This window comes from Pseudomethylobacillus aquaticus, from assembly GCF_003730115.1.
Lineage (GTDB): Bacteria > Pseudomonadota > Gammaproteobacteria > Burkholderiales > Methylophilaceae > Pseudomethylobacillus > Pseudomethylobacillus aquaticus.
On sequence record NZ_RJVP01000001.1, the window covers coordinates 434,092 to 457,598 of the forward strand.

27 protein-coding genes are annotated in these 23,507 nt (G+C 57.7%); 13 read left to right on the plus strand and 14 right to left on the minus strand.

What is annotated here, in order from left to right:
- Window positions 1-75 precede the first annotated feature (75 nt).
- Window positions 76-453: a hypothetical protein gene (locus ED236_RS02005; RefSeq protein ID WP_123236256.1), complete on the plus strand. Its 378-nt coding sequence runs from the start codon at window positions 76-78 to the stop codon at window positions 451-453.
- 105 nt (window positions 454-558) lie between these two features.
- Here ED236_RS02005 and ED236_RS12820 read toward each other — a convergent pair whose 3' ends face one another.
- The 4 genes from ED236_RS12820 to ED236_RS02020 all read right to left on the minus strand — a co-directional run bounded on the left by ED236_RS12820 (window position 559) and on the right by ED236_RS02020 (window position 4,314).
- Complete coding sequence (locus ED236_RS12820; protein ID WP_476704264.1) at window positions 559-858, minus strand: MafI2 family immunity protein; 300 nt, start codon at window positions 856-858, stop codon at window positions 559-561.
- Between the two features lie 4 nt (window positions 859-862).
- Window positions 863-1,579: a polymorphic toxin type 50 domain-containing protein gene (locus ED236_RS02010; protein WP_123236257.1), complete on the minus strand. Its 717-nt coding sequence runs from the start codon at window positions 1,577-1,579 to the stop codon at window positions 863-865.
- A 273-nt stretch (window positions 1,580-1,852) separates the two neighbouring features.
- Entirely contained in the window at window positions 1,853-3,736 is a 1,884-nt protein-coding gene (locus tag ED236_RS02015) for an Lnb N-terminal periplasmic domain-containing protein (protein ID WP_162299570.1), read from the minus strand.
- 74 nt (window positions 3,737-3,810) lie between these two features.
- Window positions 3,811-4,314 (minus strand): DUF3015 family protein, encoded by a 504-nt coding sequence (locus tag ED236_RS02020; protein WP_205125623.1) that lies wholly within the window; start codon window positions 4,312-4,314, stop codon window positions 3,811-3,813.
- Here ED236_RS02020 and ED236_RS02025 point away from each other — a divergent pair.
- Window positions 4,313-4,543 (plus strand): hypothetical protein, encoded by a 231-nt coding sequence (locus ED236_RS02025; RefSeq protein WP_123236259.1) that lies wholly within the window; start codon window positions 4,313-4,315, stop codon window positions 4,541-4,543. The genes ED236_RS02020 and ED236_RS02025 overlap by 2 nt on opposite strands.
- A 28-nt stretch (window positions 4,544-4,571) precedes the next feature.
- Here ED236_RS02025 and crcB read toward each other — a convergent pair whose 3' ends face one another.
- Window positions 4,572-4,955, minus strand: a complete 384-nt coding sequence (gene crcB, locus ED236_RS02030; RefSeq protein WP_123236260.1) for a fluoride efflux transporter CrcB — start codon at window positions 4,953-4,955, stop codon at window positions 4,572-4,574.
- A gap of 172 nt (window positions 4,956-5,127) precedes the next feature.
- Here crcB and glgA point away from each other — a divergent pair, with 172 nt between their 5' ends.
- Window positions 5,128-6,582, plus strand: a complete 1,455-nt coding sequence (glgA, locus tag ED236_RS02035; protein WP_123236261.1) for a glycogen synthase GlgA — start codon at window positions 5,128-5,130, stop codon at window positions 6,580-6,582.
- A gap of 334 nt (window positions 6,583-6,916) precedes the next feature.
- Here glgA and orn read toward each other — a convergent pair whose 3' ends face one another.
- Window positions 6,917-7,459, minus strand: a complete 543-nt coding sequence (orn, locus tag ED236_RS02040) for an oligoribonuclease (protein WP_193726048.1) — start codon at window positions 7,457-7,459, stop codon at window positions 6,917-6,919.
- Window positions 7,460-7,561: 102 nt separating this feature from the next.
- On the opposite strand from orn, the gene ED236_RS02045 reads away from it, so the two are divergent.
- From ED236_RS02045 to queD, 5 genes are read left to right on the plus strand one after another with little or no spacing between them, the layout of a single operon-like run.
- The gene (locus tag ED236_RS02045; RefSeq protein ID WP_123236263.1) at window positions 7,562-8,809 is read left to right on the plus strand and encodes a M48 family metallopeptidase; all 1,248 of its coding nucleotides are present in this window, start codon (window positions 7,562-7,564) and stop codon (window positions 8,807-8,809) included.
- A 49-nt stretch (window positions 8,810-8,858) separates the two neighbouring features.
- Window positions 8,859-9,173, plus strand: a complete 315-nt coding sequence (locus ED236_RS02050; RefSeq protein WP_123236264.1) for a cytochrome c — start codon at window positions 8,859-8,861, stop codon at window positions 9,171-9,173.
- A gap of 13 nt (window positions 9,174-9,186) precedes the next feature.
- Entirely contained in the window at window positions 9,187-10,050 is an 864-nt protein-coding gene (gene rsgA / locus ED236_RS02055) for a ribosome small subunit-dependent GTPase A (RefSeq protein WP_240032023.1), read from the plus strand.
- An 11-nt stretch (window positions 10,051-10,061) separates the two neighbouring features.
- Window positions 10,062-10,988: a histone deacetylase family protein gene (locus ED236_RS02060; RefSeq protein ID WP_123236265.1), complete on the plus strand. Its 927-nt coding sequence runs from the start codon at window positions 10,062-10,064 to the stop codon at window positions 10,986-10,988.
- A 16-nt stretch (window positions 10,989-11,004) separates the two neighbouring features.
- Window positions 11,005-11,460, plus strand: coding sequence for a 6-carboxytetrahydropterin synthase QueD (gene queD, locus ED236_RS02065; protein WP_123236589.1), 456 nt, complete (start codon window positions 11,005-11,007; stop codon window positions 11,458-11,460).
- 157 nt (window positions 11,461-11,617) lie between these two features.
- Here queD and ED236_RS02070 read toward each other — a convergent pair whose 3' ends face one another.
- From ED236_RS02070 to ED236_RS02105, 8 genes are read right to left on the minus strand one after another with little or no spacing between them, the layout of a single operon-like run.
- The gene (locus tag ED236_RS02070) at window positions 11,618-11,935 is read right to left on the minus strand and encodes a putative signal transducing protein (protein WP_123236266.1); all 318 of its coding nucleotides are present in this window, start codon (window positions 11,933-11,935) and stop codon (window positions 11,618-11,620) included.
- Complete coding sequence (gene rfbD, locus ED236_RS02075; RefSeq protein ID WP_123236267.1) at window positions 11,932-12,855, minus strand: dTDP-4-dehydrorhamnose reductase; 924 nt, start codon at window positions 12,853-12,855, stop codon at window positions 11,932-11,934. Before rfbD ends, ED236_RS02070 begins: the two co-directional genes overlap by 4 nt.
- Entirely contained in the window at window positions 12,852-13,397 is a 546-nt protein-coding gene (gene rfbC, locus ED236_RS02080; protein ID WP_123236268.1) for a dTDP-4-dehydrorhamnose 3,5-epimerase, read from the minus strand. Before rfbC ends, rfbD begins: the two co-directional genes overlap by 4 nt.
- Window positions 13,397-14,272, minus strand: a complete 876-nt coding sequence (rfbA, locus tag ED236_RS02085) for a glucose-1-phosphate thymidylyltransferase RfbA (RefSeq protein WP_123236269.1) — start codon at window positions 14,270-14,272, stop codon at window positions 13,397-13,399. The genes rfbC and rfbA overlap by 1 nt, the downstream gene beginning before the upstream one ends.
- Entirely contained in the window at window positions 14,269-15,351 is a 1,083-nt protein-coding gene (gene rfbB, locus ED236_RS02090) for a dTDP-glucose 4,6-dehydratase (protein WP_123236270.1), read from the minus strand. Before rfbB ends, rfbA begins: the two co-directional genes overlap by 4 nt.
- 2 nt (window positions 15,352-15,353) lie before the next feature.
- Window positions 15,354-16,070 (minus strand): DNA polymerase III subunit epsilon, encoded by a 717-nt coding sequence (dnaQ, locus tag ED236_RS02095; protein WP_123236271.1) that lies wholly within the window; start codon window positions 16,068-16,070, stop codon window positions 15,354-15,356.
- Window positions 16,067-16,531: a ribonuclease HI gene (gene rnhA, locus ED236_RS02100; protein ID WP_123236272.1), complete on the minus strand. Its 465-nt coding sequence runs from the start codon at window positions 16,529-16,531 to the stop codon at window positions 16,067-16,069. Before rnhA ends, dnaQ begins: the two co-directional genes overlap by 4 nt.
- Window position 16,532: 1 nt before the next feature.
- Window positions 16,533-17,267, minus strand: a complete 735-nt coding sequence (locus ED236_RS02105) for a class I SAM-dependent methyltransferase (RefSeq protein WP_123236273.1) — start codon at window positions 17,265-17,267, stop codon at window positions 16,533-16,535.
- A gap of 28 nt (window positions 17,268-17,295) precedes the next feature.
- Between ED236_RS02105 and gloB the strand changes: the two genes are divergently transcribed.
- The 5 genes from gloB to ED236_RS02130 all read left to right on the plus strand — a co-directional run bounded on the left by gloB (window position 17,296) and on the right by ED236_RS02130 (window position 23,494).
- Window positions 17,296-18,093 (plus strand): hydroxyacylglutathione hydrolase, encoded by a 798-nt coding sequence (gloB, locus tag ED236_RS02110; RefSeq protein ID WP_123236274.1) that lies wholly within the window; start codon window positions 17,296-17,298, stop codon window positions 18,091-18,093.
- Window positions 18,094-18,188: 95 nt separating this feature from the next.
- Window positions 18,189-19,958 (plus strand): LysM peptidoglycan-binding domain-containing protein, encoded by a 1,770-nt coding sequence (locus ED236_RS02115; RefSeq protein WP_123236275.1) that lies wholly within the window; start codon window positions 18,189-18,191, stop codon window positions 19,956-19,958.
- A gap of 15 nt (window positions 19,959-19,973) precedes the next feature.
- Complete coding sequence (locus tag ED236_RS02120; protein ID WP_123236276.1) at window positions 19,974-21,626, plus strand: peptide-binding protein; 1,653 nt, start codon at window positions 19,974-19,976, stop codon at window positions 21,624-21,626.
- A gap of 3 nt (window positions 21,627-21,629) precedes the next feature.
- Window positions 21,630-22,649 carry an ABC transporter permease gene (locus ED236_RS02125; protein WP_123236277.1) on the plus strand — a complete coding sequence of 340 codons (1,020 nt, stop codon included), beginning with the start codon at window positions 21,630-21,632 and terminating at the stop codon, window positions 22,647-22,649.
- Window positions 22,649-23,494, plus strand: a complete 846-nt coding sequence (locus ED236_RS02130; protein WP_123236590.1) for an ABC transporter permease — start codon at window positions 22,649-22,651, stop codon at window positions 23,492-23,494. The genes ED236_RS02125 and ED236_RS02130 overlap by 1 nt, the downstream gene beginning before the upstream one ends.
- Window positions 23,495-23,507 lie beyond the last annotated feature (13 nt).

Below are 23,507 nucleotides of genomic sequence, written 5' to 3' on the forward strand. Positions count from 1 at the left end.
GTGCGGGCTTTTTTGTTTGATGCTATGGAGGTAGAGCCCAACTGATTCAGCGCCATTCCATTTCAGCGCCATTCCATGGACCTGCCTTCCTCACTCGACAGCATCGCCGAACTCATCCGCAGAAAAGCGGTGACAGAAACCACGGCCAAAGGCCAGGTTTCAGGTGCTGATAAATCCACCCATACGCAAGCCCAGCGGGCACCGGCACAGAAGCCGACACCTGAAGCGCTCAAGCAAAGAATCGTCGGTCTGATCAGCGCGATCGATCAAGACGATGTGCGCAAAAAGCACAAAGTCGTCAGACTGTTTGTGGAGAACGTACTGACCTGGCAGTTTGGTGAAGAGCTCAGGAACGACCCAAGTTTCTCATCGCTGGTGGACGAAGTTGGAGCTGCGATGGAAGGTGAGGCTGGATTGGTGGATGAGCTGATGCGGATCGGAGAAAAAAAGTAGGTGCAGATCAGGTCGCCACTACTACAAATCAACCTCTTATTAAGATGTCCACCAAACGTGGGTAAGATCACTCTGAGCCCAAATATTCCCCCTGTTTGTGGCAACTCAACTCTCGTTTTTTACATACACCCAACCCGAAAGGCTATCCAGTTTATCCAATGGATGCATCGAAAAAATGCATTCATCGCTTGCGGTCTGAATCTCTCCACCGAACTGAGCCTCTAGCTCAGCGAGTGCACATGAACATAGGTCAATATCATCGTCCGTTGGTTGGCGAGAAAAATAATATCGAAGTTCTGCATGCCGTTTTGCTGAGTCCCATCCAACAGCTACTGAGACGACATGATCATTCACCAAATCTCTGATGGCATGTTTTGCGGAGGTTAGCAGCTGAGTCGTATCCATAATTTCACCATTGCTTGGGGTTGGCTGGAACGATATGTGTTCCCTTATTCCCAAAATGTACTGTTCCGTACTGCGTCGGGCCAACCACGGTACCGTTCTGCCAAAATTCGCCAATTGGCCTTCCGAAATCAGCGGTAACAGAATTGGGCCGGGTTTGCCGCAATATTGAGTACTCGCCCGCGTGCAATCCATCCAACAAGCCTTGGGGATCAACCGTTAGCGGGCTCCGGCCATCTCCAGGATTAATGTGGAGACTTTGTCGCGAACTCAGATTTGTTGGAATACCGAGGTCTTGAACGGCTTGCCGGTTAGCGGCAGCGGCCTCACTGGTCAGAACAGTGCGCCCTGCACTGTTTGCCGCAAGCCTGTCTACACTCCCTACCAAGCCAGCAGCACCTGAGCTTATTGTAGACACTAAACTCACGCCCTGGAATAAGGCAGCACCTCTTAATTCACTTCCCTCGATGCTGAAATTAGGGCTTGGTTTATGTAAGCCCATCACTTTCATTGCAACGATGCCTGGGTGCAGAGATGTCGCACTCTCGCTAACGTCATTGGCCGTGTTGTAAAGCGCTTTACCAAAGCCTGTTACCAGCCCACTAAAGGACATCGGCGGGTTGGTACGCCGCACTGCATCTTGGGCCGGTAGGAACACCCGTTCAACGCTATCTCCGAATTTCCTGCCTAAAGGCAGTCCGCCGTATGAAAACAATGCACCCATAACCTAAACCTATGAATTACCGTCGCGCATGCCACAAAAGCGTTACATACCTCTTCACGGTGAATTGCTTGCAACGTAAGGATAACGATTGCTTGGTGCGCAATATTGATTTGTTGCGTGAGGTGATTGCCAAGGTAAAAAAATCACATCCATTATCGTAACAATAGGGTCAGACACCATATCCCATTCATTAACACAAAGTTATCCACACCAACTGCCCTACTTGACCTTACATCAGCGCATGCTTTGATGCCAAGGCCTGCTCCGCCTTGATCACCAATATATTCCGGTACCCAGACTCAAAACATGCCCGTCAACTGCGCCAGTACTGCCTTCATAACTGAGCCGCAGATCCACCAGCGTGGACCATGCCCAGCGCACATCACTGCGCACTATCAGTAGCTCCTGCACACCCCGTTCCAGCCCCTGGCGCAATTCTATGTTGCCTTTCCAACTCACACGCTCAGAAAACCGATAGATGGCATCGGCTGAAGCTCTGGCGAACAGGGTACCTTGATCGTAGCGGTCCGCCTGGATGCCACCTCCCAGATAAGCTGCGACAAAGCTACGGCTGGATAGCTGTCGCCCCATCCCTGCATCCGCTTGAGCGCGTGCGACCAGGCAATCCAGACAGCCCACCTTGCCCTGCTCGGCACCGAACCTGACCTTCCAGGCAACGCCATCGTCTCTGGGCAAGCCGGAGATGCCGGGGTTAGCTGACTCCACACTCACGATATCCAGCTTGTGCAGCCTGAGCTGCCCTTCACGCGCCGTCAACTGGGTGTCGCCCATGGTCAGGGCTGCATTCCTGACATGACTGCCGTCGCCATCCAGCGCATCGTAATAGGCTGGCCGGATGCGGATACTGAGGGTGTCTCCTGCTTCACTGGCATGCATGATGCCCACCTGTACCCAGCTCGGTGGGCGACCAATATCCGGAGAAGTGACAGGGTGAGGCACTTCTGATTGCGCAAGTGGCGGCAAGGCAAACCGCATGGCAAGCGCCTTGATGTAATCCGGATGCTGGCTCTGGCCAGCTTGTGGGGCTTCGTTGGCGAACTGGTGATAATCCACGACACTATCGATGAGCTGATATCGGGCTTGCAAGGGCAAATCGTTAAAAGCCTCCGTTTGAGTATCCATCCCCTCAAGCACCATACGCTTCATGATGTGGCGCTGCTCTGGCGTGAGGCTCTGGAAGCGGGAATAGAAGCGCGCCTGCCGGGACGGGAAATAACGCACCTGCTTCAGGAGTGGCGCGCCTGCATAGCGGGCGGTGCCGATCTGCTGGGTGAGTGATTGTGGGATGGTATACGGGCGGGCTGTTGGGATGATCTCCAGGCCAGGCAAGAGCTGCAGGATCTCGGCCATGCGGTAGGCACAGTTCTGGCGAAAGAAATAATAGTTGTACCGCTTTCCCATCAGTTCCCAGGCATGGGCTGTCACGAACGCCACATCTTGGGCGGGCAGATCGAGCTCGAAATCCCACAGATCGCGATGTTCGTTCTCGCCGTAAGTGTTCTCATGAACATAGAAATCCACTTCGCTGAAGCCTGCTTCATATCCACCGAGGACAGCCTTGGCGATGTACACCGCTGGATTATCTCCACGCGTGTCGATCGCGCCGTAGTTGAGGGTCTTGTTCTGCAGTTGTGTGCTGCTGCCTGTTGTCGGACCATTGAATTTGATCAAGGTGTGACCATAATAAGAAGCAGGATTGCCAAGATAGCCGGTAGCAAGCACCACACTGATGGAGTTGACCGGGTACTCAGTGCGCCAGCGTTGCAAGGCAGGGCAATGCGCGGCCATATCAAAATCACTTTGTTGTTCTAATTGTTGCTCCAACCAGGCTACTCGCGCAGGAAAGCGGCAGCGTACGTGCTGGTCTGGGGTGACCTCTTCAGAGACCATCGCCGCCAGCGTGGCAGCAAGTTCTGCCCTTGCGTCGGTGTCGCCCTGTGCTGACAAAAAGAAGTCACCAGCGCGGATGGCACTGCGCATCGCGCCAGGCAAAGCCACCGGGCGTTCATAGTGCAGCAGCCGGAGCCAGACAGGTTCAGCCGACAACCGCGACTGGATTTCGATATCAACTGGGTCGGCGTGTGCAGAAACGACCACACCAAAAAAGGTCATGGCAAAAAGGAGGCGTAGGGGCATGAGCGGCTTCGAGCAAGTCAGTGAACATAAAAAAGCAGGCATGACGCCTGCTTTTCTTGATACAGCGTTAAAAATCAGACGCTGCAGTGCCTAGCAGCCGCTTTATTGATCACGTTGTAGAAATCAGAAGATTTCTCCAGGTGGGTTTTGCCTTGGTAGTCCGCGTTGGACAAGGCAGCACCCATCTCGCTACGTACAGCCTGGATGGCGTTCGACTGCTGAGCTTCACCACACTCCACCAGATTAAGCGCCGTCTTGAGGTGCATACCATCGCCAGCGGCTGATTCTTCGACCAGCTGGGTGTAGGTGTCACGAATGAACAGTGCCGTTTTGATGTTCTTGCCAGAGCAAGTCTCAGGCGATGCAGTTGCCGAGGTGATGGCAGTGGACCCCAGATCCCAGATCACGTTTGAGGTAACAGCAGCCCAGCCGGTATTGGAGAACAATGCAGCACCGATACCGCAGTCCGAATATGGGTTGGGGCCGGAGCCTGCTGGTTTGCTGGAATCTGCCTGCACATTCACAGACATGCCAAGAATGGCGGCGATCGCAAGTGTATTGAAAGTACGCAGTGCCATGGATATTTCCTTAAGAGTGATGGGTAACGCAAACGGGATTTGTAATACAAAGGCCAATATTGATAGCCACAACCATCGTATCTGCTTTGCATTTTTTGCGACTACACCTCTTAAGGGGTATAGCTTTGGTATTACTTTCAGACATGGCAGAAAAGTAATGAAAATTAAGGAAATTTACTTTGAACACAAACCAATTATGGCAAGCCTTTGGAACAAAGACTTAAGCTAGTGACGAAGCCGACCAACTTGAAAATCGCCTAATTCCTGAGCATCTGCACAGTCCACAAACCCAGCGCTGTCATCAGTAAAGAACCCAGCAAATGTCCCAGAATATGGGCCGCCGCCCATCCGTATTCCTGGCGCGAGAACAGGCCAATCGCTTCAGCAGAGAACGTGGAGAAGGTGGTAAGACCGCCCAGAAAACCAGTGGTGATCAACAGGCGTGCTTCCAAAGAAATGGCGGGGTTCAACGCGAACAAGCCGAGAGCGAGGCCGATCAGGTAAGCCCCCGTCAGGTTGGCGATCAGCGTACCCAGTGGCAAGCCGGGCAGCAGATGGTTCAGACTGTGGCTCAGCAGCCAGCGCAGCCAGGCGCCACAGGCGGCGCCTAGGCCAACTGCAGCAAATCCGCTCAGGTTCATGCGTGCTCCTTCGTTGTTCTCAAGCCAGGCTGACCAGCGATACAACCACGCCGGGCTTGCCTTGATTCGTCATGCGCTCGTCAGTATCATGAGGCCAGCCAAAAGATTCCCAAACTTTAGTGTGTATCCTGGAGAATCCGCAGCCGTCCTCCTCATTATAAAGACTTAAGCCTTGCGTATCCTATTTGTGAGTTCCGAAGCCTATCCGCTGATCAAAACCGGCGGTCTGGCCGATGTAAGCGGCTCTTTGCCTGCCGCACTGCAACAACGAGGCGTCGATGTACGCATTTTGATTCCCGGTTACCCTGCCGTGCTGGAAAAGCTGCAAAACAGCCGTCCCGTCGCCACTTTGCAGCATCTGCCACTGATAGGAACGGCCGAGCTGATCCTGGGCGAGATGCCGGATACCGGCGTGCCGGTGCTGGCGATCCAGTGTCCTGGTCTTTACCAGCGCGCAGGCGGGCCGTATATCGACGCAGGCGGTCGTGACTGGGAAGACAATCCACTACGCTTCGGCATTTTGTCGCGCATCGCGGCCCTGCTTGGCAGCCCGGACACTCCGCTGCAAGACTGGCAACCGGATATCGTACATTGCAATGACTGGCAGACCGGTCTGGTGCCTGCCTACATGCGTTTCATGCGCAAACCCTGCGCAAAATCACTGATCAGTTTGCATAACATGGCGTTCCAGGGCTGTTACCCGCCTAGCTGGGTGGAACGCCTGGGTCTGCCGGGTGAAAGCTATCAGATGGAAGGCCTGGAATATCACCAGCAGATGTCCTTCCTCAAGGCGGGTATCTTCTATGCTGATGGCATCAGCACGGTGAGCCCCAGCTATGCACGCGAGATCCAGACCGAGACCTTCGGTTTTGGTATGCAAGGCCTGCTGGCGAAACGCAGCCATGACATACGCGGCATCCTGAACGGCATCGAGACCGAGGAATGGAACCCCGCCAATGACCCGCATCTGGTCAACCCCTATGATGCCAACCACCTGGCCGCCAAGAAAACCGTCAAGAAAGCACTGCAGGCAGCGCAAGGCTTGCAGCAGGATGCACAAGCCCCTCTGCTGGGCGTGGTCAGCCGCCTGACCTACCAGAAGGGGCTGGACGTCTTCCTCAGCATCGCCGCGCCGCTGGTGGAACAAGGTTGTCAGATCGTGGTGCTGGGTGGCGGCGATGCTGGCATGGAAGCCGGGTTCCGTGACCTGGCCACGCGCTACCCGCAACGTGTCAGCGTGACCATAGGCTACAACGAACCCTTGTCGCACCAGATCATGGCCGGAGCGGATATGTTCATCATGCCGTCCCGTTTCGAACCCTGTGGCCTGAACCAGATGTATGGCCTGCGTTACGGCACGCCCCCCATCGTGACGCGTACCGGCGGTCTGGCAGACTCGGTGATCGACAGCAATGACACGACATTGGCCAACCATACTGCCAGCGGCTTCGTCATCGAGCATGCCGATGCAGGCCAGTTGCATGATGCCATCAACCGTGCTTGCGCTTACTACGCCGACAGCAAGACCTGGCGCAAGATACAGCGCAACGGCATGCGGCTTGATCTGGGCTGGGACCACAGTGCACAGGCTTATCTGGATCTGTATGCCCATTTGCTGCGCGACTAAAATGGACTAAGCATCGCCAGTGCTTGCTTGCCTAGCCCAAGTTTTGCTGGGGATGTAAGCCTAGGCCATGTTCAAAGCTAGCAGGTAATAAAAAACCCGCAAGGCGCACTGCGCTGCGGGTTTTTCCTTTTTGGGCTATTCGCTTTTTTGGGTTTTCACTTTTTTGTCACGGTTTCGTCACACTTGAAAGTTAAAGTGCGTTCATCGCTTGGCATAGAAGATGCTTATCTAACAGTGAGCTTTCTCCAAAGCTGTATTTCTCCTCCCCTCGGGTGCGTCTACCGCACCCCTTTTTTTAGCCGCAGATCATGTCCGCATGCGCGTGATGGCAGGTTCAATCCAGCTTGATAAAATGCTCGCGGTAATACTTAAGCTCTTCAATTGATTCATAAATATCAGCCAGCGCCTCATGCTTGCTGGCCTTTTTGAAGCCGGCATAGATCTGCGGCTTCCAGCGTCTGGCCAACTCCTTGAATACGCTCACATCCAGATTACGGTAATGGAAATATGCCTCCAGATCGGGCATGTAGCGTGCCATGAAACGTCGGTCCTGGCAGATGGAGTTGCCACACATGGGCGACTTGCCTGCAGGCACCCAAGGCTTGAGGAAGGCGATCATCTGCTCGGTGGCCGCCGCCTCGTCCAGTGTGGAGGCTTTGACCTTGTCGATCAGGCCGGAACGGCCATGTGTCCCCTTGTTCCAGGCATCCATGCCATCCAGCACGGCATCGCTTTGGTGCACCACCAGTACCGGGGATTCAGCCAGTACATTGAGCTGCGGGTCGGTGACCACCACGGCCAACTCGAGAATGCGGTCACTATCTGGCAGCAAACCACTCATTTCCATATCCAGCCAGATGAGATTGTCCTGTGACATCATGATTTCCATTAAAATGCGGTGAGGATGGGACGCCCGGTGAACCTTACGCCGAGCGCTGCTTCATAATGACAATAGTTTAACCGATAAAGTATAAAAACCATGGCATCCACCCTGACCACCGTCTTCATCGCCCTGCTCGTTCTGACCACGCTGACCCGCGTATGGCTGGGCCAGCGGCACATCCGCCACATCCAGTCGCACCGCAACCAAGTGCCTGCTGCCTTTGCTGACAGCATCAGCCTGGAAGCCCATCAAAAGGCTGCTGATTACTCTTCCGCCAAGACCAGCCTGGTCATCAGCGAAGCGGCTGCACAGGCACTGCTGTTGGCGCTGTTCACGGTTGGCGGCGGCCTGCAATGGCTGGATGAAAGCTGGCGCAGTGTGCTGGCTGAACCCGAGATGCTGCGCGGCGCACTGGTGATCGTTTCGGCACTGGTGATCAGCAGCCTGGTGGATCTGCCCTTCGATTACTACCGTTCCTTTGTGGTGGATGCACGTTTCGGCTTCAACAAGATGACACCGGCGATGTTCTTCTCCGACCTGGTCAAGCACAGCCTGGTAGGCGTGGTGCTGGGCGCACCGATCCTGGGCGCGGCCTTGTGGCTGATGCAAGGGGCTGGCGATTACTGGTGGTTGTACCTGTGGGTGGTATGGAGCGTATTCAACTTGCTGATGCTGGCCATCTACCCCACCTTCATCGCGCCGCTGTTCAACAAATTTTCGCCACTGACCGACCATACACTCAAAGCGCGCATCGAAAGCCTGCTCACCAAGTGTGGCTTCAAGTCGCAAGGGCTATTCGTCATGGACGGTTCGGCACGCAGCAGCCACGGCAATGCCTACTTCACCGGTTTCGGTGCCAGCAAGCGCGTGGTGTTCTTCGACACCTTGCTGGCGCGTCTGGATACTGACGAGATCGAAGCGGTGCTGGCACATGAGCTGGGTCACTTTCGTCATCGCCACGTGATCAAGCGCATCGCCATGATGTTCTTTGTGAGCTTTGTGGGCCTGGCCTTGCTGGGCTGGCTCAAGCAACAGGACTGGTTCTATACTGGCCTGGGAGTGGCACAAAGCAGCGACCATATGGCCCTGTTGCTGTTCCTGCTGGTCAGCCCGGTGTTCCTGTTCCTGCTGCGCCCGCTGATGGCAAGCTACTCACGCAAGAACGAGTTCGAAGCTGACGCTTACGCGGCAAAGCACGCAGATGCTGGGCATCTGATCCGTGCGCTGGTCAAGCTGTACCGTGACAATGCCTCCACACTCACGCCAGATCCGCTGCATTCCAACTTCTATGACTCGCATCCGCCAGCCAGCCTGCGTATCGCGAAATTGTTGAAGAAGGCCTGACAGCGAACGCGCGGCTCAACCGACAGCCACACTGAACAGGAGCTCCACCATGCAAAGAATTGCCCTGTTATTGACCTGCACGCTGTGCGCCAGCTTGGCACAGGCGACACCACTGTTCAGTGCGGGCGACCCGGTGACAGGCAAGGCCATGGTCGAAAAACAGTGCATCAGCTGTCATGCCGAGCGCTTTGGCGGCGATGGTTCTGCCATCTACACGCGCGAGCACAGACTAGTGAAAACCTCCGCTGGCTTGCTGACGCAGGTGCGCAACTGCAATACCAACCTGGGACTGAAGTGGTTCGATGATGAAGAACTGCATGTGACCCGCTACTTGAACGATCACTATTACAAATTCCAAAAGTAAGCCTTTGAGTACCTTGTCCGGCCTGGTGGTTGCTGCCTACGGCAAGCGGTATTCCGTGGAACTGCCGGACGGCAAGCGCATGAGTTGCGTGACGCGCGGCAAGAAGACCGACGTCGCCTGTGGCGACCAGGTCGATATCAAACGCACTGACCACAGCGAGGGCGTGGTGGAACACATCCATGAGCGACGTAGCCTGCTGTATCGCAGCAATGCATTTCGCACCAAGATGCTGGCGGCCAATGTCACGCAGATCGTGATCGTGCTGGCCACCACACCCAGCTTCTACGAATCGCTGCTCAACCGCTGTCTGATCGCAGCAGAAGCTGCCGGAATCCAGGCCTTGATCGTGCTCAACAAATGTGACCTGGCCGACAACAGCGCGGCGCTGCTGCAACTGGCCAACTACAGTGCGCTGGGTTACCGGGTGCAGGCGCTGTCGGCCAAGCAGGATATCGCCCCCTTGCTGCCCTGGCTGCAAGGCCATGTCAGCGTGCTGGTGGGACAATCCGGCATGGGCAAATCCACCATCGTCAACGCACTGCTGCCCGATCAAGGTGTGCGCACGCAGGAAGTGTCGGCGGTACTGGATAGCGGCAAGCACACCACCACAGCCGCCCACCTTTACCATCTCAACGCGGAGAGCGACCTGATCGACTCACCCGGCCTGCAGGAGTTCGGCCTGCATCATCTGGATGTCGAGCAACTGGAACAAGCTTTCATCGAATTCAGGCCGCATCTGGGCAAATGCCGGTTCAATAACTGCCGTCATGTGCATGAACCCGATTGCGCCATCCATGCCGCCGTGGCCAGCGGCCAGATCCAGCAGCAGCGGCTGGATTACTTCCAGGAACTGGTGCGCGAACTAGGCGGCGCCTGAGCTTAAGCACCATGAACCGCACTGCCTTCATCACCCATCCAGATACCTTGCTGCATGTCATGGACGGGCAGCATCCGGAATCCCCTGCCCGCATCACCGCCATCCGCGACCGTCTGCAACGGGACGGCCTGCTGTCCAAACTGCAGATCCATGAGGCACCCGCCGCCACGGATGCGCAGCTGACCCGCGTGCACACACCCGCTTATGTCCAGCACATTCGCCGCATCGCCCCCAAGGCTGGCCTGGTCAGGCTGGACCCGGACACCGCCATGGGCCCGATGTCACTGTCTGCCGTGCTGCACGCCGCTGGCGCCGCCGTGCTGGCTACCGACCTGGTCATGCAAGGCAAAGCGCACAATGCCTTCTGCTGTGTGCGCCCGCCCGGCCATCATGCCGGGCGCGAGACAGCGGCTGGCTTCTGCATCTTCAACGGCATTTCGGTAGGTGTGGCCCATGCACTGGCCGTGTACGGTCTGCAACGGGTGGCCATCATCGACTTCGATGTACACCACGGTGACGGCACTGAAGACATCTTCCGTGACGATGCGCGCGTGATGCTGTGCTCCACCTTCCAGCACCCGTTCTATCCGGGCAAAGGTGCCGATAGCCGTAGTGAGCGCATGATCAACGTGCCGCTCAAGGCTGAAACAGATGGCAGCGCCTTCCGGCAAGCGGTGACACGCGAGTTCGCGCCGGCACTGGCGCGCTTCAAGCCGCAGATGGTGTTCGTCTCCGCTGGCTTTGATGCACATGCCGATGACCCGCTGGCTCAGCTCGGCTTGCAGCGCGATGACTATGCCTGGGTGACTCGCTTCATTATGGAAATCGCGGCAAGCCATGCACAAGGCCGGGTGGTGTCGGTACTGGAGGGTGGCTACCGCCTGGAGGCACTGGCCGACTGCGCGACTGCGCATGTCAGCACACTGGCTGGCCTGTAACCGCTATAATCCTGCTATGCATATCACCACCCGTCTGGAATTCGATGCCGGTCATCGCATTCCCTGCCACAAGAGCCAGTGCCGCAACCTGCACGGGCACCGTTACGCCATCGAGATCACCCTGTCAGGTGACATCATCCAGCAGGAAGGTGCTTCCGAGAACGGCATGGTGATGGATTTCTCCGACGTGAAGGCGATCGCACGGCGTGCCGTGGTGGATATCTGGGATCACGCCTTCCTGGTGTACAAGGATGACCACACCGTACGTAGCTTCCTGGACACCTTGCCTGACCACAAGACCGTGGTCATGAACACGGTGCCAACAGCCGAGAACATGGCCGCTGAAGCGTTCCGTATCCTGCAGGTGGAGTATCAGGACACCTACGGTAACCACCTCAAACTGGAACGTGTGCGCTTGTATGAAACGCCCAATAGCTGGGCAGATGCACTGGCATCAGGCTGTACTGTTTGACCAAACCAAACTGATCAAATCAAGCTGATTAAACCAAACTGATCAAACGAGGTTAATCCGAGCATCACGCGAGATCGAGCTGCTCGATTCTCGCGGCCAGCACAGCGGTCGCCGTGCTTCAGCACGTAGCCGCTGCACCTTGCAGGCGAGCCCGCCATTAGCCAAGCAACAGCCCAAGCAACACGCCTAACAGAAAGATCCCCACATAACGGCTGCGGCTGTCTCTGCTGGCAGCAGGCTGAGCTGAAGTCACCTCGGCGCTGGGTTGCTCGGCTTCCCAGCGCGCCACGATCTGGCGCGCCTGTTCATAATCGGCATCATGCACGCCCACTTGCACCAGATCATGGGCCTGCAGATCCCCCACCCCGCCCTGCAGGAACTCGCCCGAGATGGAGGCAGGGATATGCTCCAGCTCCAGCAGGTGCTTGATCATATGCGCTTCAAGCGCATGTGCTGCCCGGAATACCGTTTTCACGGGGCTGTATCCAGCGACAATCGCGACATCACCTCCTGCAACGCCTGTTGCCAATCGGGCAAGGCCAGGTCAAAGCATTGCCTGAGTTTGCTGTTATCCAGACAGGAGTTGTGTGGTCGTTGCGCAGCAACCGGATAGTCACGCGCAGCAATGGGTAGAATGGCCACTGGCTTTAATTTCAGCGCAGGCCAGCCCTGCATGCTCTGCAAGCTTGCATAATGCGTGACGATGGCACGGGCATAGTCATGCCAACTGGTCGCGCCTGCACAGGTCAGATGATAAATACCGCTGTGTGAACTACACCATGGCTGCCGCAGCATTTGCACGGTAGCAGCACTGATGGCCAGCGTGGAAGTCGGCGCGCCGATCTGATCGGCCACCACGTTCAACTGCTCGCGTGCGCGTGCCAGTCGCAGTATCGTGTGCAGAAAGTTCTGGCCAACCGGGCCATAGACCCAACTGGTGCGCAAGATCAGATGATGCGCGCCTGCAGCCTGGATCGCCTGCTCGCCGGCCAGTTTACTGGCACCATAAACGTTAAGCGGGCCAGTGCTGTCCGTCTCTACATAGGCATAGTCCTGCTTGCCATCGAACACATAATCGGTGGAGTAATGCACCAGCAGCGCCCCCAGTTCTGCCGCCGCCTGCGCCAGCACGCCAGGGGCCGTCGCATTGACAGCCCAGGCAAGGTCACGCTCGGTCTCGGCTTTGTCTACTGCGGTGTACGCGGCCGCATTCACGATCACAGTCGGCTGTAAGCGCTTGATACAGGCCCGTATCGCAGCGCTGTCAGTCAGGTCGAGCTGCGCATGCTGGAAGGCATGCACTTCGCCCAGCATGGCCAAGTCCGATTGCAGCTGGCGACCCAGCTGCCCCTGGGCACCGGTCAGCAGGATACGTACAGCTTGTTGCGCACTCAATCGAACAGTTCCGCCTGCGCCATCAGCATGCCCTGCTCGTCCTTGGCTGATAACACAGGCATTGCACTCAAGGGCCAGTCTATACCGATCGCAGGATCATTCCAGCGCAAGCTGCGTTCATGGTCTGGCGCATAGTAATCCGTGGTCTTGTACTGCACTTCCGCACTTTCGGACAACACCAAAAAACCATGTGCTAATCCGGGCGGGATCCACAACATCTGCTTGTTTTCAGCAGACAAGTTCACACCGTACCACTGGCCAAAACTGGGAGAAGCGCGCCGCAGATCGACGGCCACATCGAATACTTCACCTTGGGTTGCTCGCACCAGCTTACCCTGCGGCTGACGAATTTGATAATGCAGGCCACGCAATACATGCTGTGCAGAGCGCGAATGGTTATCCTGCACAAACGTTGCCGTGACACCCGTGGCCTCAGCGAAGGCACGCTGGTTGAAACTTTCGTAGAAGAAGCCCCGCGCATCACCGAACACGCGCGGTGTGATGAGCAATACCCCGGGCAGTGAAGTTTGAGTAATCTGCATCAAAACACACGCTCATGCAGAATTTGCAGCAGATACTCGCCGTAACCGCTCTTGAGATAGGGCTGAGCAATACGCTCCAGAGTTTGGGCATCAATAAAACCCATGCGGTAAGCCACTTCTTCCGGGCAGGCGATCTTCAACCCCTGACGTTTCTCGATGGTCTCGATGAATAGAGAAGCCTGCAGCAAGGATTCGTGCGTACCGGTGTCCAGCCAGGCCATGCCGCGCCCCATGACCTCCACACGCAACGCATTCCTGGAAAGATAATGCTGATTGATGTCGGTGATCTCGTATTCATCGCGTGCCGAAGGTTTGAGACTGGCCGCGATATCTACAACATGCTTGTCATAGAAATACAGACCGGTGACGGCATACCGTGACTTGGGCTTCTGCGGCTTCTCTTCCAGACTGATAGCCTTGCCAGCCGCATCGAATTCCACCACGCCATAACGCTGTGGGTCATTGACCGGGTAAGCGAATACGGTAGCGCCATTGGCGCGCTCGACCGCAGCCTGTGCCATGTTGGCCAGTTCGTGGCCATAGAAGATGTTATCCCCCAACACCAGCGCGCAACCGTCATCACCGATAAAGTCCTTGCCGATCACGAATGCCTGAGCGATGCCTTGTGGCTGCTCCTGAACTGCATACTGGATGGACATGCCCCACTTGCTACCGTCTTCCAGCAGTTGGGCAAAGCGCGGTGTGTCTTGCGGGGTGGAGATGACCAGCACCTCGCGTATCCCGGCCAGCATCAGGGCTGACAACGGGTAGTAGATCATCGGCTTGTCGTAGATGGGCAGCAGTTGCTTGGAGACCGCCTGAGTGACCGGGTATAGCCGGGTGCCGGAGCCTCCGGCGAGTACGATGCCTTTCATGCAGGCTCCTTGTTACGCTGCGCGTAGTTGGTTTCCAGCCATTGCCGGTATGCGCCCGAGGTGATGTTGTCTGTCCAGTCCTGATTGGCGAGATACCAGGCCACAGTCTTGCGCATGCCGGATTCGAAATCTTCGGCGGGCTGCCAGCCCAGCTCCTGCTGGATCTTGCTGGCATCGATGGCATAGCGTCTGTCATGTCCGGGACGATCCGGGACAAAGGTGATCAGGTCGCGGTAGCTGTGTGCCGCAGGCTGCAAGGTATCGAGGATGTCGCACAAGGTATGCACTACCTGCAGGTTGGTCTTTTCGTTGCAACCACCGATGTTGTAAGTCTCGCCCACACGCCCAGCCGCCAGCACACGGCGGATGGCACTGCAATGATCGTTCACATACAACCAGTCACGCACATTGCCACCATCCCCGTAGATGGGCAGTGGTTTGCCAGCCAGCGCATTATGGATGACCAGCGGGATCAGTTTTTCCGGGAACTGATAAGCGCCATAGTTATTGGAGCAATTAGTGGTCAGCACCGGCAAGCCATAGGTATGGTGATAAGCGCGCACCAAGTGGTCAGACGCAGCCTTGGATGCCGAATATGGACTGTTGGGCGCGTAGGCGGTGGTTTCACTGAATGCCGGGTCATCCACGTCCAGTGATCCGTAGACCTCGTCCGTGGAGACATGCAGATAACGGAATGCGTCACGATCAGCTGCGGACAACCGAGCCCAGTAGGCACGGGTAGCTTCCAGCAACTGGAAGGTGCCCACCACGTTGGTCTGGATAAAATCAGCCGGCCCATGGATGGAGCGATCCACATGGCTTTCGGCAGCAAAGTGCACGATGGCCGATGGCTGATGCTCGGCCAGCAGGGCATCGACCAAGGCACGGTCAGCGATATCGCCCTGCACGAACACATGCTGAGCGTGGTCTTTCAGACTACGCAGATTGTCCAGATTGCCGGCATAAGTGAGCTTATCGAGATTGACCACCGTACCGAGACCCGCCTGCAACCAGGCGATGACGAAGTTGGCACCGATAAACCCTGCCCCACCGGTGACCAGAATAACGTTGTTATTCATTTTTATTGTTGTTCCTTAACAGTATCTGCCATCACTTCCACCCAGATACATGGCGAGCCTTTGGACAAACCCTGCAGATAAGCCGCATGCTCAGCCAGCTCTTCCGCGCTGGCGTGCAATACCCGCAAAGGGCCGCGCTGTACAGGCATGTCACTATGGTCGAGCTGGCTGACCTGATCGTCCAGCTCCATCATCAGACTTTCCTGACCACGCGTCATGGCCATGTACACATCGGCCAGCAGTTCGGCATCCAGCAGCGCGCCGTGCAGGGTACGTTTGGAGTTGTCGATGCCGTAATGCCGGCATAGTGCATCCAGGTTGTTGCGCTGACCCGGACGCATGTCCTTGGCCATGCGCAGGGTGTCGATCACGCCGTTACAGACGGTCTGTACTTCAGGGCGTTCCAGACGGCCCAGTTCCATGTTCAGGAAACCCAGATCGAAAGGCGCGTTGTGGATGATGAGTTCGGCGCCCGCGATGAAATCCAGAAACTCATCCACCACGTCCGGGAAGCGTGGCTTGTCCTGCAGAAACTCGAGGCTGATGCCGTGCACGTTCTGCGCACCTTCGTCGATCTCGCGGTCCGGGTTGAGGTAAACGTGGTAATGGTTGTTAGTCAGACGGCGATTGACCAGCTCCACTGCCGCGATCTCGATGATGCGGTGCCCCTGGTTGGGGTACAGGCCGGTGGTTTCCGTGTCGAGGAATATCTGCCTCATGCGCTCACGCTCCGGCCATGTTTCATCACTTGCTCCACGCCGCGATTGGCCAGCGCATCGGCTCGTTCGTTGCCGACATTGCCGGCATGGCCCTTGACCCAGATCCATTCGATGTCGTGTGCGGGCACCAGCGCATCCAGCTGCTTCCACAGATCGTCGTTCTTGACCGGTTTCTTGTCGCTGGTCTTCCAGCCACGCTGTTTCCAGCCGTGGATCCAGACGCTGATGCCTTGCTGCACATACACCGAGTCGGTGTAGAGACGCACATGGGCTGGACGTTTCAGGGCTTCCAGCGCACGGATCACCGCAGTGAGTTCCATGCGGTTGTTGGTGGTCAGCACTTCGCCGCCGCACAGTTCCTTTTCATGGCCGTCGGTCTGCAACCAGGCACCCCAACCACCCGGACCCGGATTGCCTTTGCATGCGCCGTCGGCATAAATCTCGATCACTTTTTCTGTCATGTTACTCGTCAGGTTCCGCATTTCTTTGATGGTCCAGCCGGGGCGATGGGGTTGCCACCAGGCCAGCTTTCAGTTTGCTTTTTTGCCATTGTGGGCGTATCACCCGCATGCCCAGCACACGTTTTTTGGCGACTATACAATAAATCCCGCCCATCATCGGCCAGCATCGTGGCCCCGCTCTGTCCATCCATGCAAAACGTTGCCGCCATAAGGGGCTGGCCAGCGGAGGTGCATGTTGGGCCATGCGCACGGAAACCAGCTCCAGCCCCAGCAAGGCCAGCCAGTCCTTGATACGCAGCAAGCTGAAGAAATTGCCCTGCCATGGGTAGCCCTGGCGGCGCGCCAGCAAACGGCGCACGCCCCACAGGCTGAGCGGGTTGAAGCCAGTGAGTACCAGATGGCCTTCCGGCACCAGGATGCGCTCACATTCACGCAACGTTTGCTGAGGTTCGGCGCTGAAATCGAGCGCATGAGGCAACAGCAACAAGTCCACGCTGTTGTTCAGGAACGGGAGCTGGCTTTCCAGCAGGCGTACTTCACCCGCATGTACATCGGCCCGAACACGGAACGGCATGCGCGCATTGCGCAGCAGGTCCAACTCCAGCATGCCGATCTGCACGGCATTAAAGCCGAACACATCGGCCACAGCCTCATCGAACAGGGCCAGCTCGCGCTGTCTGAGATGCGCACCCAGCGGGGTCGCCAACCATTGTTTTGCCTGTGTGTGGGTTGACATTTATCAGCTAACAGCCAACCATGTTTGAATGCTTGATGTACATGCCATTCCCGCTTTTCAGGACAATTATCTGTGGTTGCTGCACCGTGCTGGCCATGCGGTGGTGGTGGACCCAGGCGACGCAGCTCCGGTGAATGCAGCGCTGCAGACCATGCATCTCAAGCTGGCCGCCATCCTGGTCACCCATCACCACGCGGATCATATCGGCGGTGTGGCGCAACTGGCTGAGCAACATGCGGCCCGCGTCTACGCACCGGCACGCGAACATTACACGTTCGCGCACGCCGCGGTGAAGGAAGGCGCGCAGGTCAGGTTGCCCGAGATCGGGCTGGACTTGCAAGTGATGGAACTGCCGGGTCACACGCTGGGGCATGTAGCTTATTATGGCGCAAATATGCTGTTCTGTGGCGACACCCTGTTCAGTGCAGGCTGTGGTCGTCTGTTTGAAGGCACACCAGCGCAAATGTTGAATTCCTTGCAGCGTCTGGCTGCCTTGCCCGCCGAGACCGTCGTGTATTGCACGCATGAATACACAGAACACAATCTGCGCTTCGCCCGCAGCCTGGAACCCGATAACGCTACGCTGGAACGACGCCAGCAGGATGTCGCCAGCCTCAGGCTGCTAGGCCTGCCCAGCTTGCCCTCCAGCATAGGCCTGGAACTGGCCATCAACCCCTTCCTGCGCTGTGACCAGCCAGCTATCCAGAGCGCTGCCGCCGCCCTGGCCACTCAAGCCCCAGCCCTGCAAGCGATTGCGCCACAACAGCACGCAGACACGGTGCTGGCCACCTTCACCGCCATCCGGGCATTACGTAACCGCTACTAGCGGCTATAACAGGCGGCATAAAGGGCCCAGTGCGCTTGCACCTGATGGCGGCATTCGCTACCATCGGACGCTGATACAAAAAGGGCTGCCTGAGGATGAATCACCGAACTGCGACGACACGCCTGCCTGCTGTGCTGCTGACGTGCCTGCTCGCCTGCCCGGCCTGGGCCGAGCCTGACAGCCCGGCTGCAGTCAGCCCCGCTACCGGCATGAGTAATGCAGCGGGCATCCAGATCCGCCTCATCGAAGAACCACCTGCCAACGCCAATGACGACTGGCAGATCACCCCCAGCATAGACCAGGTACCGCAGGAGATCAGCACGGTTGCGCCTGTGCCGCCCGCTGCCAGTAGCGCTTCCAAAGCCAGCAATGACATCGCGATCGGCACCAAACTGGTCACCAGCAGCGAGGATATGGATCTGTGGCAACGCATCCGCTCCGGCTATGCCCTGCCCGCCCTTAGCTCGCCTTACACGCAGAAGCACGAATCCTGGTATGCCACGCGCCCTGACTATGTCGCGCGCATGGTGGAGCGCAGCCAGAAATACCTGTATCACATCGTGGAAGAAGTAGAAAAGCGCGGCATGCCGTCCGAGATCGCTTTGCTGCCCATGATAGAAAGTGCCTATAACCCGCAAGCCTACTCACGTAGCCATGCCGCAGGCATCTGGCAGTTCATCCCGTCCACCGGCAAGAATTTCGGCCTGCAGCAGAACTGGTGGGTGGATAAACGCCGCGACATCACCGCCGCCACGGATGCCGCACTGACCTACCTGCAAAAGCTGCATCTGATGTTCGGCACCTGGGATCTGGCGCTGGCCGCCTACAACGCCGGTGAAGGCACGGTGAGCCGCGCCATCGAATACAACCGCAAGCGCGGTCTGCCCACCGATTATGCCAGCCTCAACCTGTCTGACGAGACACGCAACTACGTGCCCAAACTGATGGCGATCAAGAACATCATGACCACGCCGGAAAAATACGGCATGCAGTTACGGTCCATCGACAACTCGCCCTACTTCACCAGCGTGGATGCACCGATTCGCATCGATGCCAAAGTCGCGGCCAAACTGGCCGGCATCAGCGAGGACGAATTCACTGCCCTGAACCCTGAATACAAGCGCCCGCTGCTGACCGGCTCCGGCAGCGATCATCAGTTGCTGTTACCCATAGACGCGGCTGACCTGTTCACGCAGAACCTCGCCAACTATGAGCAGCCGCTGGTGAGCTGGCAGTCTTATCCCGCCAGGCGCGGCGAGCGTCTACAAGAGATCGCGCAGCGTTTTGGCGTGAGTGTGGAGGCGCTCAAACAAGCTAACCAGCTAAGCAGCAAAAGCAAGACCGTGCTGAGCGCAGGCCCGCTGCTTATCCCCTCCGCCAGTCTGGAAGCAGGCGACGATATCATGCGTGAAGCAAGCAGCTACAGCGCGCTCGAGGTAGCCAAGGAACCTGTCGCGAAAAACAGCGTCACAGCGCAGGCCTCAGCGCGCAAGCGCTACAAGGTGAAGAGTGGCGACAGCCTGTTCAAGATCGCACAAGACCACGCAACCACGACACAACAGATCATGCTTGATAACCAATTGCGCAATGCACAGATCAAACCGGGGCAATGGCTGACCATCGCCACTGCGTCTGGCGATGCTGTCAACAGCAAACAGAAATACAGCGACGCGCCCGTCAGCAGCAAACCTGCTGCCAAAAGCAAAGGTCAGCGCCTGTACATCGTCAAGCAGGGTGACACCCTGTCCAGCATCGCGCGCAAATTCGACGTTGCCAGTGCAGACCTCAAACGCTGGAACAAGCTCAGCAGTTCACGTATCAAGCCAGGACACACCTTGGTGATCCTGGAACCCGCAGAAGCCTGATCGGACCTATCGCAGATGCGCAGCCACTCCACCTCTTCCGTATGCGCCCTGCTCGCGCTCAGCCTGTTGCTGAATGCCTGCGGTCAACCCGAGACCAGCCCGAAAACCGATCTGGACCGGCCTTACCCCTCCGAAGCCGGCGGCACCCAGATCGATGCCATGCCCGCCGAGCCCAGCGGCCTGATCGCCATGATCGCGGGCGAATCTGCGGCCTCTGCCGTTGCCTCCAACCTGTTCAACAGCCTGCTCAAATACGACAAGAATCTGGAACTGGTGGGAGAGCTGGCGCAATCCTGGCAGATCTCCGACGATCAAAAGACCATCACCTTCACGCTCAAGCCGGACATGAAATGGTCGGACGGCAAGCCATTGACCAGTGCCGATGTGCTGTTCACCTGGAAAGTGGTCACTGACGAGAACACGCGCACCCCGTATGGTGCGGATTACAAACTGGTGAAACAGGCCGAGACCCCGGATGCGCTCACCTTCCGCGTCAGCTACGAGCAACCCTATGCACCGGCACTGGACACCTGGGCCGGCCTGCAGATCCTGCCCAAACACCTGCTCGAGGGTCAGGACATCAACACCACCGCCTTTGCGCGCAAACCGGTGGGCAGCCATTACTACCAGCTGCAGGAATGGCGGAATGGCGAGCGTATCGCGCTGACGCGCAACCCGAATGCCACACAAGGCCAGGCCAATGTCGAACGGCTGGTATCGCGTTTCATCCCGGATGCGGCTTCGCAGTTCCTGGAGCTGCTGGCTGACAACATCGACCTGATGAACCTGAACCCGATCCAGTATGCGCGCATCGTGCCGGCCCGGCCCGAGCTGCAGCAGAAGCTGGGGCTGTACAAAGAGCTGGGCAACAGCTACACCTATATGGGCTTCAATCTCAAGCACAAACCGTTTGATGACATCCGCGTGCGCCAGGCCATCAACTACGCCATCGACAAGCAGGAGATCATAGACGGCGTGTTGCTGGGCCTGGGTGAGCCGGTGGCCTCGCCATACAAGCCGGGCACGCGCTGGAGCAATCCTGCCCTCAAACCCTACCCTTATGACGTGGCACGTGCGCTCAGCCTGCTCAAGGAGGCCGGTTATCAGGACCATGATGGTGACGGCATCCTGGACCGCGACGGCAAACCGCTCAGCTTCGAGATCCTCACCAACCAGAACAAGCAGCGCGAGATGGCGGCGGTACTGATCCAGCGCAGGCTCAAGGAGATCGGCATCGATGCCAGCATCCGCGTGCTGGAATGGGCCAGCTTCGTCGGCCGCTACATCAAGACCGGGGATTTTGATGTGGTGGTGCTGGGCTGGAGCCTGTCCCTGGACCCGGATCAGTACGGCATCTGGCACTCCTCACAACAACAGCCTGGGCAGTTCAATTTCATCGGCTACAACAACCCGCGTGTGGACGAACTGCTGGAGCGTGGCCGGTTCGAGCTGGACCCGGACAAGCGCCAGACCATCTATCACGAGTTCGCCAGCCTGCTGCTGCAGGACAGCCCCATCGTCTACCTGTTTGCTGGCTACGGTCTGCCTGCCATCCACAAACGCATCAAGGGCATCGACAACCCGGCACCGCCAGCCGGCATAGGTCACAACTCCTATGAGTGGTACATCCCCCGACCATTGCGTCGCAACGAGATCGCAGTGGAATAAGCCATGATCAAATACCTGCTCAAACGTCTGTTCTGGATGGTGCCGCTGCTGGTGGGCATCAGCCTGGTGTCCTTCCTGATCATGCACCTGGCGCCGGGTGACATCACCACCACCGAAGCCGGGTTCAACCCCAAGGCCAGCGAAGAATCGCGCCAGAAACTGCGCGAGATCTACAACCTCGACAAGCCCATCACCGTGCAGTATGGCCTGTGGCTGAACCGCATGGCCACGCTGGATTTCGGCACCTCCTTCGCCAGCCACCAGCGCCCGGTGTTCTGGGAAAAGACCGACCCGCAAGGCAATGTCAGCAAAGGCCTGATACAGGAAGCCTTGCCCATCACCCTGCTCATCAATGTATTGAGCCTGACCGTCATCATCGCAGTGGCACTACCGCTGGGTATCGTGTCGGCGTTGACACAGAACCGGCCACCAGACCGCGCCATCACGCTGTTCGTGTTCATCGGCTTTGCCATCCCCGGCTTCTGGCTGGCACTGGTACTGATGTACTGGACCGGCGTGGTCAACAGCTGGCTACCCATCTCCGGCCTGCACAGCCTGCAGTACGACCAGATGCACTGGCTGGGCAAGGTCGCCGACACCCTCAGGCATCTGGCGCTGCCCGTGTTCATCTCCAGCCTGAGTGGGCTGGCCGGTATCGCCCTGTTCGTACGTAACGGCATGCTGGATGTGCTGCATCAGGACTACATCACCACAGCGCGCGCCAAAGGCCTGCCCGAGAACACCGTGGTGTATCGCCATGCCTTGCGCAACGCTCTACTGCCCTTGATCACCATCTTCGGCTTGTCCATCCCGGGCCTGATCGGCGGGTCGGTCATTGCAGAATCCATCTTTGCCATCCCCGGCATGGGCAAGCTGTTCTATGACGCCGTGCTGATGCGGGATTTCCCGGTCATCATGGGCATCCTCACCATAGGCTCGGCACTGACGCTGCTGGGCAATCTGCTGGCCGACCTGGCTTATGCCTGGGCTGACCCGCGTGTACGTCGTGGAGTGTTGAAATGATGCGCCGCCTGTTCAAGCACCCGGCACTGGCCAATCCGCTCGCCATGGTGGGCTTCATCATCATCACCAGCATCATGCTGCTGGCCCTGCTGGCTCCGTTGATTGCCCCGTATGACCCGAATGCCATCGACGTAAAGGCCATCCTGCTGGAACCCTCCGCTGCGCACTGGATGGGCACGGATGGCCTGGGCCGTGACGTGTTCTCGCGCATGTTGTACGGCGCACGCATCTCCCTGCTGGTCGGCATCGTCGCAGTGGGCATCGCTACTGGCATCGGCATCGTGCTGGGTGCGCTGTCAGGCTACTACCGGGGCTGGATGGATGTAGTCATCATGCGCCTGGTGGACGTGATGCTGTCCATCCCGACCTTCTTTCTGATCCTCGCGGTGATCGCCTTCCTGACGCCGTCCATCTGGAACATCATGATCGTCATCGGCCTGACTTCCTGGATGGGCGTGACGCGGCTGGTGCGCGCCGAATTCCTCAGCCTGCGCGAGCGCGAATTCGTCATGGCGTCGCAGACCTTGGGCGCCAAGGACGGCCGCCTGATCTTTCTGCACCTGTTGCCCAACAGCCTGACACCGGTGATCGTCAGCTCGGTGCTAGGTGTAGCCAGCGCCGTACTGGTGGAATCCGGTCTGAGCTTCCTGGGCCTGGGTGTGCAGGCGCCGCAAGCCTCCTGGGGCAACATCCTCACCGATGGCAAGGAGTACATCCAGTTTGCCTGGTGGTTGTCGCTGTTCCCGGGCCTGGCCATCCTGATCACGGTGTTGGGTTATAATCTGCTCGGTGAAGGCCTGCGCGACGCGCTGGACCCACGCACTGCTGGCAATCAGGCCAGATAACGATTCGACACAT

Bases quoted from the DNA above. Each gene is read 5' to 3' on its own strand.
- orn (WP_193726048.1), bottom strand. From the start codon at position 7,459: ATGTCACAGGACAATCTCATCTGGCTGGATATGGAAATGAGTGGTTTG.
- ED236_RS02120 (WP_123236276.1), top strand. From the start codon at position 19,974: ATGCGCAGCCACTCCACCTCTTCCGTATGCGCCCTGCTCGCGCTCAGC.
- ED236_RS02050 (WP_123236264.1), top strand. From the start codon at position 8,859: ATGCAAAGAATTGCCCTGTTATTGACCTGCACGCTGTGCGCCAGCTTG.
- rfbA (WP_123236269.1), bottom strand. From the start codon at position 14,272: ATGAAAGGCATCGTACTCGCCGGAGGCTCCGGCACCCGGCTATACCCG.
- ED236_RS02045 (WP_123236263.1), top strand. From the start codon at position 7,562: ATGGCATCCACCCTGACCACCGTCTTCATCGCCCTGCTCGTTCTGACC.
- ED236_RS02060 (WP_123236265.1), top strand. From the start codon at position 10,062: ATGAACCGCACTGCCTTCATCACCCATCCAGATACCTTGCTGCATGTC.
- gloB (WP_123236274.1), top strand. From the start codon at position 17,296: ATGCTTGATGTACATGCCATTCCCGCTTTTCAGGACAATTATCTGTGG.
- ED236_RS02115 (WP_123236275.1), top strand. From the start codon at position 18,189: ATGAATCACCGAACTGCGACGACACGCCTGCCTGCTGTGCTGCTGACG.
- ED236_RS02010 (WP_123236257.1), bottom strand. From the start codon at position 1,579: ATGGGTGCATTGTTTTCATACGGCGGACTGCCTTTAGGCAGGAAATTC.
- ED236_RS02020 (WP_205125623.1), bottom strand. From the start codon at position 4,314: ATGGCACTGCGTACTTTCAATACACTTGCGATCGCCGCCATTCTTGGC.
- dnaQ (WP_123236271.1), bottom strand. From the start codon at position 16,070: ATGAGGCAGATATTCCTCGACACGGAAACCACCGGCCTGTACCCCAAC.
- ED236_RS12820 (WP_476704264.1), bottom strand. From the start codon at position 858: ATGGATACGACTCAGCTGCTAACCTCCGCAAAACATGCCATCAGAGAT.
- ED236_RS02130 (WP_123236590.1), top strand. From the start codon at position 22,649: ATGCGCCGCCTGTTCAAGCACCCGGCACTGGCCAATCCGCTCGCCATG.
- rnhA (WP_123236272.1), bottom strand. From the start codon at position 16,531: ATGACAGAAAAAGTGATCGAGATTTATGCCGACGGCGCATGCAAAGGC.
- ED236_RS02105 (WP_123236273.1), bottom strand. From the start codon at position 17,267: ATGTCAACCCACACACAGGCAAAACAATGGTTGGCGACCCCGCTGGGT.
- ED236_RS02005 (WP_123236256.1), top strand. From the start codon at position 76: ATGGACCTGCCTTCCTCACTCGACAGCATCGCCGAACTCATCCGCAGA.
- crcB (WP_123236260.1), bottom strand. From the start codon at position 4,955: ATGAACCTGAGCGGATTTGCTGCAGTTGGCCTAGGCGCCGCCTGTGGC.
- queD (WP_123236589.1), top strand. From the start codon at position 11,005: ATGCATATCACCACCCGTCTGGAATTCGATGCCGGTCATCGCATTCCC.
- ED236_RS02025 (WP_123236259.1), top strand. From the start codon at position 4,313: ATGGATATTTCCTTAAGAGTGATGGGTAACGCAAACGGGATTTGTAAT.
- rfbC (WP_123236268.1), bottom strand. From the start codon at position 13,397: ATGCAGATTACTCAAACTTCACTGCCCGGGGTATTGCTCATCACACCG.
- ED236_RS02015 (WP_162299570.1), bottom strand. From the start codon at position 3,736: ATGCCCCTACGCCTCCTTTTTGCCATGACCTTTTTTGGTGTGGTCGTT.
- rfbB (WP_123236270.1), bottom strand. From the start codon at position 15,351: ATGAATAACAACGTTATTCTGGTCACCGGTGGGGCAGGGTTTATCGGT.
- ED236_RS02125 (WP_123236277.1), top strand. From the start codon at position 21,630: ATGATCAAATACCTGCTCAAACGTCTGTTCTGGATGGTGCCGCTGCTG.